Origin of the sequence: Mycobacterium sp., assembly GCF_035499775.1 — a bacterium.
Taxonomy (GTDB): Bacteria; Actinomycetota; Actinomycetes; order Mycobacteriales; family Mycobacteriaceae; genus Mycobacterium.
Genome location: NZ_DATJYB010000163.1, coordinates 15,421 through 30,566 on the forward strand (window position 1 = coordinate 15,421; position 15,146 = coordinate 30,566).

Here is a 15,146-nt window from a genome sequence, read left to right on the forward strand (position 1 = left end):
CCGCACCGAAACGGGTGCTTTTGTGTCTGCTCGGCCATGCCGTCCCCGCTGTTCAGCTGACGCTGGCGGAGAATGAACCGATCCCCAGGCCCACCCCGCCATTCCACGGCTCGAAGCCGGCTTGAATGCTGGTGAGGTACCACGAGTCGGTAATCGCACCACGGGATTTCACGTCGTTGACGAAGTCCAGCACATTGAAACTCCAGGAGTTGATCGGCGACGGCGCGACGTAGGAGATCACGTCGTTCTGCCCATTGCTGCCCTTCCAAACCTGCCAGGGCTTCCCGCCGATCGTGGTGTTGCCAACGATGGAGCCGACGGGCTGGATGGAGCCCTGGCGGTTGAACCAGATCATGATTTCCTGCTGGTTGACGCCGTTCTTCTTGGCCGTGGGGTCCAGCCAGATGTCGTAGGCGGCGTCGAAGGTACCGCCGCCGTAGGTGAAATCGATGGCGCTGTTTGCGCTGTGAATCTGGCTGACTTGCAACGGCAGATTGGTGCCCGGTGAACAGTTGTTGTAGTGGCAGCCCAGGTAGACCGAGGGGTAGGACAGTGGGGCACCGCCGGTGGGCGCGGAACCGTTCTCGGCGGCGATGGCGAACCCCGTCGCGGTGACGTTGAGGCACTGCCCGCCGCCGTTGTTGTAGGCGTTGTTCTGAACTACGTAAGCGCTTCCGATCGTGGTGGTTCCGAACTGATCGCAGATCTGATTACCGGCCGGTGTCCCGCCGCAGGGTTGTCCGTTGAGGAGGCAATTCGCCGGCGGCGCATAGCCACCGGTTTGCAGGGCCTGGAACCCAACCGTGGTCGAACCGCCGGGCTCAATCGTGCTGTTGCGATCCTGCGGGGTCAGGACGTAGTGGCCGCCCGACCCGGTAAACGTGCTGCTGAACGCGTCCGTGACGGATTCGCCTGCAGGCAAGTCGAATTCGAGCTTCCACCCACTCAGCGGCGTGGCTCCCGGATTCGCGACGTTGTAGTTGGCGGCGAATCCGTTGTGCCACTGCGATGTCACCGCCAACGTCGCCGAGGCCGGACGGGCCGGGGGAGTCGGCGGGGTGGTCGTCGCGGCTGCCGGTGCTGTCGTGGTGGTCGTGGTTGTAGTGGTGGTGGTCGTCGGGGGCGGGGCACTCGCGCAGGATTGCCCGTTGATAAGACAATTCGCCGGCGGTGAGTACGCGCCGTTCTGCTCGGCTTGGAAGCCGACCGTGACCGAATTGCCGGGTGCAATCGTGTTGTTGTAGTCCTGCGGGGTAAGGACGTAATGCCGACCGGACCGGTCAAGTTTGCCGTTCCACGCATTTGTGACGGATTCGCCTGCAGGCAAGTCGAATTCGAGTTTCCATCCGGTTAAAGGCGCGGCGCCGGCATTGGTGACATTGTAGTTGGCGACGAAGCCGTTATTCCATTGCGACGTCACGGTCAGAGTCGCCGTCACCGTGGCCGCGTGGGCCACCGGGGTGATAACGATGACGTAAATGGCCATGGCGACGGCGGACAAGGTGACATGCAGCGCTGGGCGCCGGAGTCCCGCTAACCGGTTCAGTCGCCACATCCGGCAAAAGCTATAGTGCGAAAGTTGTTGTGGGCGTTATTGGGTTTTACTTCTGCCGTATCTTTGTCGAACCGTGACCGTTGCGTTAAACGCGCCCGCGCATTGTTTGGCTCAAATCCGCGTCCGGAAAGTTTCCAGATAGCGCAATGCCACTTCGATGTCGGCCCGGCGCGCGTTAATGCGTTCGCCCAGAAGTTCTTCGGCCTTGCGCAGGCGATAGCGTACGGTGTTCTTGTGCACCACTAACTTTCGCGCTGCGTCTTCGACGCTGCCGTCGGCCGAGAAGACGGCCATGACTGTTTCCCTGATCCGGTCGAGGCCATCGTCTGAGCGTCCCAGCGGGCCGAGAACGCGCCGCACATAAGTTTCGGCCGCCGCTCGGTCGCTCGCCATGATGCAGGGCAGTTCGATCTCGGCGTAATCGGTCAATCGGGCCTGCGAGTCCAGTGCGACGCGCTGGGCGCCCAATGCCTCGCGATGGCTGACCCGAAACCCGTCAACGCCCGGGCCGGATGTCCCGAAGGCCGCCCGTGCCTTTCCGGCGGCAAGAACATCGACGGCGTCGTCGCGGGCTGACAGTTGAATCGGCGCACGGGTGGCGAACCAACCCCACAACTCTCTGCTGCCGTGCATCACGCTCAGCGGCTGACCGACGCCCAGCGCGTGCGCGAGGCCGATGGCCGTGCGCTCCAGCGAGCCGACATCATCGCTGTTGTCCACCCACAGCACGAACGCGGTTTGCCATTGGCTGACAGCATGTTTCAGCTCTGCGGTAATCGCTCGCTCGTCGACGGGCCGGTCCAGGACCCGTTTGACGATCTCGGATCGTCGGGCGATGTCGCCTTGCGCAATGTCGTCGTGCTCTTCCTGGTAAACGACGATCAGACGCTCAACGGATTGATCCAGCCAGCTGCCGGCTCGGCTCCACAGGTACGTCAGAACGTCAATTTGCTCAGGCCCGCCGTCCGGGACGCCGGCCGCCACTTCGGTGATGTGGTCCCACAGGGCGCGGTGGCCCACCCGGTAAATCCTCAGCAGCACACCCAGATCCAAGCCGTGGCGAGCGATTGCCCTGGCCAGGCCCTCCGCCGGTGCGGTTAACACCAACTGGCTCAGCGGTATCGGCACCAGGTCGAGGAACGCCAGCCAGTGGGTGCGGGTGCTGGCATGGAGGTCTTGAACCAGCAGCGCAGCGCGGGCCACCTCTGGGACCTCGTTCAAGATGACGCCGTTGATGCGGCTGACCATCCGATCCACCGCGTCCGGTGATCTCGCCTGCGCGGTGAAGGTCGTGAGCCAGTCCCGAAGGCCCGGATTGATGGCGGTGTCCACCGGGGCAGCCCCTTGTTCTTTTGAACAACTTTAAGCCTGGATTCGCGGTCACAGCTTCGACTACCGCGAGTGTGAGCGTACGCGATCGCGGCGTTCGGGCCGGGCGGATTTGTACTTTTGGACAAATCGAGCGCAATAGTTCGTACTCGCGTTCCTATCGCCCACGGATGCCCTCTTGACACGCTGAACACGTCGTTGATCCTGGTCAAAGGTGAGAAAGGAAGTGCCATGAACGCGTCGGCTGGAACCGTCACCGATAATCCCGCTTGGTTGACTCAGGAACGTCAGGAGGTGCTGAAGGCGCTCGCCGAGACCGTCGTGCCCTCGATTGATCGCGCCGACGATCCGTGTGGCTTCTGGGCCCGGTCGGGCAGCGACCTGGGCGCGGATCTCGGGACGATCCACGCCCTCGGAACACTGCCCGACGAGCAGCGCGACGGTCTGCTCGGTCTGGTCGATGCGCTCGGCGCGCAAGGCATCGTGGGCGCATCCCAGCAGTCGCGCGAGGAGTTGTTAGCCGCAACCGCGTCGCTTGGGCCGATGGTCAGTGCGGGCGTAGAGATCCTGATCAAGCTCATCCTCATGCACAGCTACGGCCTGGCCAACCCGGCGACCGGACAAAACCCGATGTGGAAGAAGTTCGGCTACCCCGGGTCAACGGTGGCCACGCCCAAGGGAACCAAGACGATCGTGCCCTTCGTGCCCGACGGCGACATCGAGCTGGTCGCCGACGCGGTGGTGATCGGCTCCGGCGCGGGAGGCGGTGTGATCGCGGGGCGGCTCGCGCAAGCCGGCCAGCGCGTGGTGGTTCTCGAGGCCGGCGGTTACTACGACGAGGAGGACTTCGACCAGGTCGAGCTGCATGCTTACCGGAACACGTTCTGGCGGGGTGGTCCGTCGCCAACCGCGGACATGAACCTGACGCTGCAGGCCGGCGCCACGCTGGGCGGCGGCACGACGATCAACTGGACCAACTGCCTGCGCACCCGGTCGTGGGTCCGGGAGGAATGGGCCAACGAGCACGGTCTGAAGGGGGTCGACGGCCCCGAGTTCGACCGCCACCTCGACGCGGTCTCCAAGCGGATATCGGTCAACGGCAAGTGTTCGGACTTCAACGGCCCCAACAAGCGGCTGCAAGAAGCGGCCGCCAAGCTCGGTTGGGCCTTCAGCCGCCTCGAGCGCAACACCGACGAAGCGACCTACTCGCCGGACACGGCCGGTTTCCTGGGTTTCGGCGACCCCACCGGTTCCAAGCAGGGCACGATGAAGACTTACCTGCAGGACGCGTTCGACGTGGGCGGCAAGATCCTGGTCCGCACCACGGCCGAGCGGATCTTGCGGGACGAGAACGGTCGCGCGGCCGGCGTCACCGCGCGGTACGCCGATCCGGCGACCGGGGCGACCGCCGCCGTCACCGTCCGGTCGCCGCGCGTCGTGGTGGCGTGCGGTGCGCTCGAGACGCCGGCGCTGCTGCTCCGCTCCGGCATCGGCGGCCCGGCCGTGGGCAAGAACCTGCGGCTGCACCCCGTCGTCGCCTGTATCAGCAGCTTCCCGGAGGACCAAAGGGCTTGGTGGGGAGCGTGCATGACGGGAAACATCGAGGAGTTCGAACACCCCGAACACGGTTACGGCTTTCTGATCCAGGCACCCCAATTCACGACGGCCTCGGCGGCGGGCTTCATCCCTTTCACCGGCGCAGTCGAACACAAGACGGTGATGAGTGGTCTGTCGAAGATCGCGTGGGCGATCGGAATCGTGCGCGACCACGGGTCGGGCGAAGTCACCATCGACGACGACGGCCGCGCGGTCGTGACGTACTCGGTGACCGACCCGATCGACCTGGCTAATCTGCGCACCGCCGTGGACGCGGTGGTGCGTACCCATCAAGCGGCCGGCGCGGAGCGGATCCACGTCCTGGCCGACGGTCTGCCCACCTGGCATGACGGTGAGGACCTCGACGGGTTCATTGCGAAGGCGCAGTCGATTCCGTTCGGCGCGGGCGGATACCGGATGTTCTCTGCGCACCAGACCGGCAGCTGCCGGATGGGCGTCGACCCGGAGACCAGCGTCGCCGGACCCTACGGCGAACTTCACGACACCCCCGGGGTGTGGATCGGCGACGGCAGCGCGTTCCCCACGCCGTCGGGCACCAACCCGATGCTGTCCATCATGGCGCTCGCCGACCGGACTGCTGACGCGATCATCGCCGCCGACGGCTGATCGTCGATACTGGCGAGGTGCCTTTCATCGAACGTGTGGCGTCCCGCGAGATCTATCGCAACCCGTGGATGGTGTTCCGCGAAGACGACATCCGCCGGCCGGACGGCAGCGCCGGCATCTACGCGGTGGTGGACAGGCCGACGTACGCGCTCGTAATCCCCTACGACGAACACCGTTTCCAGTTGGTCGAGCAGTTCCGGTATCCGCTCGGTGCGCGACGTTGGGAGTTTCCGCAGGGCACCGCTCCCGGGCTGGCGGACCTCGAACCTGCTGCGCTGGCCGAGCGTGAGCTGCGCGAGGAGACCGGGTTGCGCGCGACCTCGTTCGAGGCCCTGGGGCAGCTCGACGTCGCACCGGGGATGAGCAGTCAGCGGGGATGGGTGTTCCTGGCCACCGGAATCTCTGAGGGACAAGCCGATCGCGAGCACGAGGAGCAGGACATGCGCAGCGCCTGGTTCTCGCGGGATGACGTCGAGCAGATGATCCGCACCGGAGTGATCGCCGACGCGCAGTCGATCGCCGCGTACGGCCTGTTTTTATTACGCCGAGCAGACGCAAAAGCACCCTAATACGCAGCAAAATAGGTGCTTTTGCGTCTGCTCGGCGATGAATTCCGGCGCTGGCATCGGTCAATACGAATATGACGATCACACAGCGCAACCTCGATGGGTACGGAGCGCCCCCGATTGAGTGGGCCCGCGTCAAAGCCGTGCTGGACAATCAGTTGACGCAGGAGCCGGGAACCGGCGGCCCACAGCGCCACACCGTGTGGCTCACGACGATCAATCGCGACGGCAGCCCCCACGTCACGGCGCTGGGGGTGGTAACGCTCAGCGGCAGTTGGTACTTCACTTCCGGCCCGGTGACCCGCAAGTCGCACAACCTGGCTCGCGACCCCAGATGCACGATTGGTGTCGCCACCGAGCCGTTCGACCTCGTCGTCGAGGGGACCGCCGAACGGGTCAGCGATGCGGAGGAATTATCTTCTGTCGCTGCGGCTTACAACCGCATCGGCTGGCCTGCCGAGGTCGAAGGCGACGCGCTCACCGCGGAATACAATGCCCAGTCGGCCGGCCCTGCCCCTTGGCATGTCTATCGCGTGACGCCGTCGACGGTCGTCGCGCTCGGCACGTCGGAACCGTTCGGCGCCACCAAGTTTCAATTGGACTGAGCGCGGTTCAATTGGCCCAAAGCGCGGTTCAATTGGCCCAAAGCGCGGTTCAATTGGACTGAGCGCGGTTCAATTGGCCCAAAGCGCGGTTCAATTGGCCCAAAGCGCGATCGTGTCCGTGTCGATACCTTGCCGCGTCGTCGATCCGACAGAATTGACACGATGCGCTCGCGATCGAGATTCGCCACGCTCGCCGTCATCGCGAGCGCGGCGTTAGTCTCGGCCATTCCGGCGCACGCGGCGACACCGGCCTGGAACGGCAGATACTCGCTGGTGAGGTATGCGGCCCAAAAGTCCGGCAGCAGCGTGGCGGCCGGCCAGGCCGAACCCACCTTCAGCGCCGACTACAACTTCGCGACCGCGTGTTCGGCCGTCACGTGCGTCGCCACCGCCAACGACGGGCCGACTCCCAAGAACCCGACGATCGCCGTGCCGTCGCACTACACGTGGGACGGAGCCAAGTGGGTCGAGCGCTTCGATTTTCAGTGGGATTGCTATATGGGAGAAGGCGTTCCGAAAGTGTGGGCGCCCGCGAAGTCGTGGGCGTTCTACACGCCGCAGCCGGACGGGTCGCTGCGCGGTACCTGGCATACCGATATCAGCAGCGGCCCGTGTCGCGGAACCGTCGAGATGCCGGTCGCCGCGTTACCGGCGGCCTCGCGCTGACGGTTTTAGAACGGCATCGAGTTCCAGGCGTAGAACTGGCCCGTGCCGATGTCGTGAACGCCCTTGTAGTCCCAATAGAAGTCGTGGCAGACATTCCCGTCCCACGGCACCGGCCGGCCGGCCGGGTTGGGGTCACCGGGGCACCAGCGCTGGCAGGCGGAGCCCTTGGCGGGACAGGCCGGGGCAGCTTGGGCGGTGCCGGCGCCGAGCGCCAACAGGGTTACCGCGACACCGCCTGACATGGCTAGTCCGGCGAGCGTCCGCTTCAGGGTGGGCGTGGTGTTCATGGCGTGTTCCTTTGCGGGAGAGGGGCCGACACCGCACAGGGTCCCGCACTCCGCTTGCGAAATTCTTGCGCTGGTTCACTACCGCTCCAAATAGATGCAGTGCGAAGATCATTCAACCGCGGCGCACCGGGTCGAAAGGGCTGGCACATCATGCTCGAAGTGATCGACAAGGGGTCTGTCACCGAAGCGCATCCCGTTCCGCTGCTCTTCGTCCACGGGGCGTGCCACGGCGCCTGGTGCTGGGACGAACACTTCCTCGATTTCTTCGCCGACAACGGCTACCGGGCGGTTGCGCTGAGCCTTCGCGGGCACGGCTCAAGTCACATGTCAGCGCCGCTCAACAGCTGCTCCATCCCCGATTACGTCGACGACGTCAGCGAAGTCGTGCGGCGACTTGCATCGGTGCCCGTGCTGGTCGGTCATTCGATGGGCGGGTTCGTGGTGCAGAAGTTCCTTGAATCGAACGCCGCACCCGCCGGAATCCTGATGGCCTCTGTGCCGCCGCGCTCCTACGCGGCGACTCAGCTGCGCGCCACCCTGCAGCATCCATGGCTCGCCGTGAAACTCAACGTGACACGTGACCCGGTGAGCATCTACGACGGGCCCGCCCGGGTGCGCGAGATTCTTTTCAGCAAGCACACTCCGGAGGCGACGGTCGAGAAGTGCTTCTCGCTCCTCGACGGCGAAAGCTACCGCGTCATGGGACCCGACATGGCCCTGCTGCACCGGGTCCGGCCCGAGCGCGTATCGGCGCCGGTGCTGGTTCTGGGCGGCGAGCAGGACGGCCATCTCAACCTGAGGGCGTTTCAGAGCACCGCCCGCGCCTACCACACCGTGCCCGACATCTTCCCGGACATGGGCCACGACATGATGCTCGAGCCCGGGTGGCAGGCTGTCGCCGAACGAATCGACCGCTGGCTCGCCGGCCAGGGACTCTGAGAGCCGCCTGAAGCGTTATGCCGCCGCAGCGATCGTCGACATCATCGGCCGCAGCGTCTCGAGCAGCGGCTGGCGGTCACGGAGGTAGAAGTGGCCACCCCGGAGGATCTGCACCGAGAAGTCCGCGGTGGTCCGGGAGCGCCATTCGTGCAAGTCGGATTCACTGACCAGCGGGTCTTCGCTGCCGCCGAACACATGGATCGGGCAGGGCAGCTCTGCGGCGCTCAGTTCCTCGTCCGTCGAGCACAGCCGCAGGTCGTGCCGGGTGACCTTGACGGCGCGCTCGTGCAGCGAGGGCCAGCGGGTCAGTTCCGCGGGCAGCCCACCGACCTCGGACAGGAAGGCCGCGAGCTGCTGGTTGTCGAGGTGATCCACGTGGTGCAGTGGCGGCGGCAGGTGAGGCGGGGCGTAGGCGGACAGGAACATCGCGCGGGGCAACGGAGAACCCTCGGCCGCGCGCTTGCACGCCAGCCGGTAGGACAGCAGGGCGCCGAAGCTGTGGCCGAAGAACATGTGCGGCTCGTCAAGGCTGGACCGCAGCTGCTCGTTGACTTCGTCGACCAGGTGCCGCAGGGTGGAGAACCGCTCGCGGTCGGCAATCTCGACCGGAATGACCTCGAAGGCCGGCTTCAGCGCCTTGTTCCATGCCTTGAACGCCAGTCCGCCGCCGCCGGCGTGGTGGAAGCAGAAGAGCCGCATGATGTCCTTGCCTTTCTATCCCTGTCTTGGCAATCACAATCCCGCGAGCCGCTTGGCGGATCCTTGACGGATTCTTGGAGGATTCTTGCGGCGCTGACCTGCCGAAATCAGCCCAGCAGCGCCAGCTCTTCGGCCAGCACCTTGACTGTGGAACGGATCTGCTCTTCTGAGTGGCAGCTGGTGACGAAGAACCGCACCCGCGCTTTGTCCTCCGGCACCGCCGGAAACAGGATCGGGTTGGCGTTGATGCCGCGCCGCATCAGAGCGTCCGACAGTTTGAGCGCCTTGACCGAGCTGCCGACGATGCACGGGATCACCGGGGTGCCCGCGCTGTCGCCGGTGTCGATGCCGGCGTCCCGTGCCAGGCTCAGGAAGAGCTCGGCGTTCTCACGCAGCCGGCGCAGGTGTTCGGGCTGCGACCGCATCAGCCGGATCGCCGCCATAGCGGCCGCAGCCATCGCCGGCGGCATGCCGACGCTGAAGATGAACCCGGGAGTGGTGTATTTCAGGTACTGGATTACCTCACGGGTTCCCGCGACATACCCGCCGCAGCCGGCCAGGGCCTTGGATACCGTGCCTGCCCACAGTTCCACGTCGGCGCGGTCCACGCCGAAGTGTTCTCCGATGCCCCCGCCGGTGCGGCCGAGAACACCGATGCTGTGGGCCTCGTCGATCATCAGCATGGCCCGGTGCTTCTTCTTGACGGCAATCAAGGCGGGCAGGTCGGGGATGTCGCCGTCCTGGCTGTAGATGCCCTCGATGATCACCAGCACCCGGCGGTACTGGTGGCGGATGTTGGTGAGGATGTCGTCCAATGCCGCGTGGTCGTTGTGCGGGAACGACCGCCGCGTTGCGCCGGACAGCTTGCAGCCCTGCACGATGCTGTCGTGTGCGAGCCGGTCGTGGATGACGAGGTCACCTTCGCCGAGCAGGTGGCCGATCACCGTGACGTTCGTCGCGTGACCGCTGTTGAGGACCATCGCATCCTCGGTGCAGATCAGGTCGGCCAGTTCTCGCTCGAGTTCGAGGTGTACCGGCTTCTCGCCGGACAGCACCCGCGAGGCCGAGCAGGAGCTGCCGTAACGCATGACGGCATTCAGGACCGCCGTGGCAACGCCCGGGTGGCCGGACATGCCGAGGTAGTTGAAACTCGAGAAGTTCACTACCGCTTCACCATTCACGATCGAGGTGTCTCTGGTGATCCCGTCGTTGAGCACGAAGTACGGGTTGTCGATGTCCAGTCCGGCACCGAGCTGCAGCCGTTCGGAGAGCGCGACGACCTCTGGAAACTCAGCGATCCGGTACTCCGGCGTAACCGCCGGCCCGGCCACGTCGGTAACCGGGCACTGCTCGTCCGCCGGCCTGCCACCGACGTGAGCGATCACGTCGCCGATCGTCGTGGTGGATCCGAAGTGGCCCGGATCGACCACGATTCCCGGCAGCTTGCGGGCCAGCCCGCTGAACAGGTCGGCGACCATGATCGAGTCGAAGCCGAGGTCTCCGGCGATGGTTTGGGCCGGGCGCAACGAACCCTCCGGAAAGCCGCTGACGCGAGCCACCTCGGCGCGGACCAGTGCCGCGACGTCGCTGACCGACGAACCCGTCGCACTCTGAGTAGCTGTTCCGCCCTGTGCCACCGCGGCGATCGCCGCGGCCTGCTCCCTGAATAGCGCGATCAGATTGTCCATCGTTGTCTGCTCTTCGAACTGAGCGGGCTCGGCGATCTGCGGCAGCGGCAAGCCGACGGTGATCGGCGTGATCCAGGACCGGTTCGTGGTCACGAAGCGGTAGCCGGTCAGCCGCTGCGGAACCTGAGCCTGCGGCGGATAAAGGTTGTCCCAGTTCGGATTGAGGCCGTCCCGGTACAGCGCGGCGACGGTTTCGGTGAGTTCCGAGCCGCCGGCGTCCGGGCCGGGCAGTGGTGTCAGCGTTTTGAATCCGACACCCGGGTGCGACCGCTTGATCATCGGGATCAACGTCCGCTTCGAACCGAATTCGATGAGGTGGGTCGGTTCGGCCTGCAGCGCCGCGGATATCGCGTCGCCGAACCGGACGGTTCCCGCGGCATGAGCCACCCAGTACTCGGCGTCCATCGGCTCGCCGTCTTCGAGCAACCGGCCGCGCAGGGTGGAAAACACCGGAATGCTCGGCGGCGCGAACGTGCAGGTGTTGGCCAGCGCCCCGAATTCCTCGAGCATCGGCTCCATCAGTGGCGAGTGGAAGGCATGCGAGACAACGAGTTCGCGGACGGCCGCGCCGGCCCCGCGCAGGGTGGCGGCGGCCCGGTCGATCGAGTCGGCGGCGCCGGACAGCACCAGTTCGCGGGGCCCGTTCACCGCCGCGACGGCGAGCGAGGGATCGGCGTCGACCAGGTCCGCGACGTCGTCGGCGCTCACGCGAGCGGCGAGCATCTTCCCGGTCCGCGGCAGCCGCTGCATGAGCCGGCCGCGCGCGACGACCAGCCGGCACGCGTCGTCGAGGCTGACGGCCCCGGCGATCACCGCGGCGGCGAATTCGCCGATGCTGTGCCCGAGCACCCAGGCCGGCTCAGCGCCCAACTCGATCAGCGCGTGGGCCAACGCGAATTGCACGGCGAAGATCGCCGGCTGGGCGAACTCGGTGCGATTGACCCGCTCGTCGGTGCCGAACAAGACATTGCGAATGGGCTGGCCGAGGTGTGGCAAGGCGGCGGCCTCCACGGCGGCCAGCGCTGAGCGGTAGGCGCTGCTGTTGTCATGCAGCCGATGCGACATCCCTGGGTACTGCGTGCCTTGCCCGCTGAACAGCCATCCCGCCGCAATGTCCTGCGCGAAACCGGACACCGCCTCGAGGTCGCCGGCAGGGTGCGCGAGCCGGCGCAGCCGGTGCACCGCGTCGTCGCGGTCGTCGACAGAGATGGCCAACCTGGCCTTGCCCGACGACTTGATCCGGTTGCTCGACCAGCACAACTGCGCGAGAGGTGCTGAGCTGCGGGCGATGTCGTCAGCAAGGTGAGCGAGATTGAGGTACAGACCTTCGCGGCTGTTGGACGAAAGAGTCAGTACGCCGCCGCCCGAGGAGACCGGAGCGTCGTCGCACGCCGGAGCGCTCGCCAGTACGACGTGGCAGTTGGTGCCGCCGATCCCGAAGCTGGAGACGCCCGCGTAGGCGGCCTCCGCGGGAAGGGGAAGCGGCTCGGTCACCAGGCGCAGACCACTCGCGGCGAGCCGCAACTGGGGATTCTCCTGGTCGGCGAAACGCGACGGCGGGACGACGCGGTGGTGCAGGCTCAACACCGCCTTGATGAGGCCCGCGACGCCCGCGGCGCCTTCGGTGTGGCCGAGGTTGCCTTTGATCGAACCGATCGCGCAGAGCTCGCCGCGCCGCCGCCGGTGGGCGGAAGCCAGCGCCTTCACCTCGATCATGTCGCCGAGAAGTGTTCCGGTGCCGTGTGCTTCGAGGAAGCTGATCTGCTCGGCTGCGACGCCGGCCACCCGGTTCGCGGATTCGACGACCTTCTCCTGGGCCCAGCGGTTCGGTGCGGTGATGCCGTTGCTGCGCCCGTCGTTGTTGACGGCGCTACCTTTGATCACCGCGTAGACGGGCAGCCCGTCGGCCTGGGCGTCGTCCAACCGGCGCAGAACCACCACGGCGACGCCTTCGCCGCGGCCGATGCCGTCCGCCGAGCCGCTGAACGGTTTGCACCGGCCGTCGGGCGCGGACAGCCCGGCCTGGGTGTAGAACACGTTGAGCGCCGGGGTGATGATGATGTTCACGCCCGCGGCCAGCGCCTGGTCGCACTCTCCGGCACGCAGCGCGGCGGCCGCGACGTGGACGGCGACCAGGGATGACGAGCATGCGGTGTCGACGGCGAGGCTGGGGCCCTTGAGGTCGAGTTGGTACGACAGCCGGTTGGCCGTCATGAAATAGCCGTTGCCCGAACCTGCTTGGGCCGTGATCTGCGAGAAGTCGCGTATGTGCTGATGGGCCCACTCGTTGGCCATCACCCCGACGAAGACACCGGTGTTGGTGCCGGCCTGCGATCGGGGGTCCAGCGTGGCGTCCTCAAGCGCGCGCCAGGCGGCCTGCAGGAGCAGGCGTTGCTGGGGGTCCATGGTCTGGGCCTCGCGCGGGGTGATGCCGAAGAACTCGTGGTCGAAAGCGTCTGCGTCGCTGATGAATCCGCCGGTGCGATGATTCACCGCGCCGGGCTTCCCGGCTGCGTCGTAGAACTGCCCTGAGTCCCAACGGCTTTCGGGCACCTCGGCGATTCCCTCATCGCCGCTCATCAATAGGTCCCACAGTGCCGCGGCGTCGGGCGCCTTCGGGAAGCGGCAGTCGATCCCGACGATCGCGATGTCGGTCATTGCGTCACCAGCTCCCGGGGGCCGACGGCGTCGCGGATGAAGTCCGCGATATGCGCGAGTGTCGGATAGTCGAAGACCAACGTCGGGTCGACGTCGATGTCCCAGTGCGCCTCGACGTCGCCGACGAGTCCAAGGGCACGGACCGAGTCGACACCCATTTCGGCGAGCGGAAGGGTCGGGTCGATCGCGTGCGTCGGGACGTCCAGGTGGCAGGCGAGGCGGGAGGTCAGCCAGCCGAGCACGGGGTTGCGGGCCGATCGGTACATGTACATCGAAAGCTCCTTTTCTGTAAAGGATTACGCGATTTCGGATCTATCGGATCTGGGCGGCAGCGACGGCGGTGTCGAGGCTCTCGTGGAGAACGTTGCTGAGTTCGTTTCGCAGGAAAGCCGCGCGCATCGACGCGCGCTGCACCTTCCCGCTGGTGGTGAGATGAATCCCGTTGCGGTCCAACAGCACCACGCTTGGGGCCGGGATCTCGAAGCTGCGGGCCACGGCAACTTTGATCGCGCTGGCAAGCTGCGCCAGCGACATTCCGTCGAGCTTTTCGGTCTTGACGGACTGGATGACGGTGAGCCGTTCGCCGTCGTGTGCGTCCACTGCGACCGCGGCACCGCGCGCGGCGCCTGTTGCGGCATGCACCTCCTGCACCAGCTCCTCGATGTCCTGCGGGTACAGGTTGCGGCCGTTGACGATGACGAGGTCTTTCCGGCGACCGGTCACGTACAGGTGCTGATCGTGAACCAGTCCCAGGTCGCCGGTGCGCAGGAAGGGGCCCTCGCCGTCGGCGGTCTGGACGCCGAACCGCTCCGCGGTCTCCAACGGACGGTTGTAGTAACCCTTCGCGACACTGGCGCTGCGCAGCCAGATCTCGCCGACCTGGCTGTCCGCCACGGGCTGCAATGTCTCCGGGTCGACGATGCGGACGTCGATGCCGGGGCCGGGGACCCCGCAGCTGACGAGGGAGACCGCGCGCCCCACCGGTGGTGCGAATTCGTTGCGCTCGAGCGCGGCGGCGTCGGCTTCGAGGCACACGACGGGCGTGCCGGGCGGGGTCGCCGTCGCGAACACCGTCACCTCGGCCAGCCCGTAACCCGGCCGGATCGCGGAGGCACGGAACCCGACCGGGGCCAGGAGCTCAGTGACCGCCTCGATGGTGCGGCGGCGGATCGGCTCTGCCCCGTTGAAGGCGATGCGCAGCGTGGACAGGTCGACCCCGGTCAGCTGCTCCGGGGAGATGCGACGAGCGATCATGTCGTAGGCGAAGTTCGGCGCCGCGGTGAACGTGCCGCCGTACTTGGTAATCGTCTGGAACAGCCGGATCGGCTGCTTCAGAAAGGTCAGCGGCGACATGATCACCGCATCGGCGCCGGCGTAGAAGCACATGATCTGGCTGATCAGTCCCATGTCGTGAAAGTGCGGGATCCAGCCGACCAGCCTCGACGTGTCGTCGGTTTCGAGGAACTGCGAGATCGCGAATGCGTTGTGCAGGATGTTGCCGTGAGTCACCGCGACGCCCTTGGGGTCGCCGGTCGATCCCGACGTGTACTGCAGGAAGGCGATGGATTCGACGGTGACGTCGGCCATCGTGCACTTGTCCGCATCGGCGAGCGTCGATTCGTCGATGGCCAAGCAGGTGACCGGGTGGTCCAGGCCGAGTCCGTCGATGCCCGCGGCGATCAACTCGTAGAGGTTCGCGGAAGTCAGCACCAGGCGGCTGTCGGCGTCGCGCAGGATTCCGGCGACGCGCTTCAAGCTGCGCTGATCGTGGGGGAGCGGTGCCGGGACAGCGACGACCCCGGCATACAGGCAGCCGAGAAAGGTTCTCCAGAACTCGACACCGGGCTCGAACAGGAGCACAACAGGTCGATCGGCTTCTGGCCGTGAGCTGAGCCAGGCGCCGACCTCACGCGCACCGCGGTCCAGCTCGC

At 66.1% G+C, this 15,146-nt stretch carries 12 protein-coding genes and 1 pseudogene; 5 read left to right on the forward strand and 8 right to left on the reverse strand.

What is annotated here, in order from left to right; genetic code table 11:
• Positions 1–52 precede the first annotated feature (52 nt).
• From VML93_RS10980 to VML93_RS10995, 3 genes and pseudogenes are all read right to left on the reverse strand, one after another.
• Positions 53–1,021 carry a GH12 family glycosyl hydrolase domain-containing protein gene (locus VML93_RS10980; RefSeq protein ID WP_414686333.1) on the reverse strand — a complete coding sequence of 323 codons (969 nt, stop codon included), beginning with the start codon at positions 1,019–1,021 and terminating at the stop codon, positions 53–55.
• Between the two features lie 120 nt (positions 1,022–1,141).
• A pseudogene (locus VML93_RS10990) lies at positions 1,142–1,555 on the reverse strand (cellulose-binding domain-containing protein); the annotation flags it as partial.
• A gap of 111 nt (positions 1,556–1,666) precedes the next feature.
• Positions 1,667–2,887, reverse strand: coding sequence for a PucR family transcriptional regulator (locus VML93_RS10995; protein ID WP_325610467.1), 1,221 nt, complete (start codon positions 2,885–2,887; stop codon positions 1,667–1,669).
• Between the two features lie 228 nt (positions 2,888–3,115).
• Between VML93_RS10995 and VML93_RS11000 the strand changes: the two genes are divergently transcribed.
• The 4 genes from VML93_RS11000 (at position 3,116) to VML93_RS11015 (ending at position 6,944) form a co-directional block, all read left to right on the forward strand.
• Positions 3,116–5,107 (forward strand): GMC family oxidoreductase, encoded by a 1,992-nt coding sequence (locus tag VML93_RS11000; RefSeq protein WP_325610468.1) that lies wholly within the window; start codon positions 3,116–3,118, stop codon positions 5,105–5,107.
• A gap of 68 nt (positions 5,108–5,175) precedes the next feature.
• Positions 5,176–5,676: an NUDIX hydrolase gene (locus tag VML93_RS11005; RefSeq protein WP_325610490.1), complete on the forward strand. Its 501-nt coding sequence runs from the start codon at positions 5,176–5,178 to the stop codon at positions 5,674–5,676.
• A gap of 140 nt (positions 5,677–5,816) precedes the next feature.
• Positions 5,817–6,278, forward strand: a complete 462-nt coding sequence (locus VML93_RS11010) for a pyridoxamine 5'-phosphate oxidase family protein (RefSeq protein WP_325610470.1) — start codon at positions 5,817–5,819, stop codon at positions 6,276–6,278.
• 162 nt (positions 6,279–6,440) lie between these two features.
• On the forward strand, positions 6,441–6,944 hold the full coding sequence (locus tag VML93_RS11015; RefSeq protein ID WP_325610472.1) for a hypothetical protein: 504 nt from the start codon (positions 6,441–6,443) through the stop codon (positions 6,942–6,944).
• A gap of 5 nt (positions 6,945–6,949) precedes the next feature.
• On the opposite strand, the gene VML93_RS11020 is transcribed toward VML93_RS11015, so the two are convergent.
• Positions 6,950–7,231 (reverse strand): hypothetical protein, encoded by a 282-nt coding sequence (locus VML93_RS11020; protein WP_325610474.1) that lies wholly within the window; start codon positions 7,229–7,231, stop codon positions 6,950–6,952.
• Positions 7,232–7,381: 150 nt separating this feature from the next.
• Between VML93_RS11020 and VML93_RS11025 the strand changes: the two genes are divergently transcribed.
• A complete protein-coding gene (locus tag VML93_RS11025; protein ID WP_325610476.1) occupies positions 7,382–8,170 on the forward strand; it encodes an alpha/beta hydrolase in 789 nt (262 codons plus the stop codon).
• Positions 8,171–8,185: 15 nt separating this feature from the next.
• Here VML93_RS11025 and VML93_RS11030 read toward each other — a convergent pair whose 3' ends face one another.
• From VML93_RS11030 to VML93_RS11045, 4 genes are all read right to left on the reverse strand, one after another.
• Positions 8,186–8,869 carry a thioesterase II family protein gene (locus VML93_RS11030; protein ID WP_325610478.1) on the reverse strand — a complete coding sequence of 228 codons (684 nt, stop codon included), beginning with the start codon at positions 8,867–8,869 and terminating at the stop codon, positions 8,186–8,188.
• Between the two features lie 107 nt (positions 8,870–8,976).
• Positions 8,977–13,215, reverse strand: coding sequence for a type I polyketide synthase (locus VML93_RS11035; RefSeq protein WP_325610480.1), 4,239 nt, complete (start codon positions 13,213–13,215; stop codon positions 8,977–8,979).
• Positions 13,212–13,487 carry an acyl carrier protein gene (locus tag VML93_RS11040; RefSeq protein WP_325610482.1) on the reverse strand — a complete coding sequence of 92 codons (276 nt, stop codon included), beginning with the start codon at positions 13,485–13,487 and terminating at the stop codon, positions 13,212–13,214. Before VML93_RS11040 ends, VML93_RS11035 begins: the two co-directional genes overlap by 4 nt.
• A 40-nt stretch (positions 13,488–13,527) precedes the next feature.
• A partial coding sequence (locus tag VML93_RS11045; RefSeq protein ID WP_325610484.1) for a fatty acyl-AMP ligase occupies positions 13,528–15,146 on the reverse strand: 1,619 nt, incomplete at its 5' end.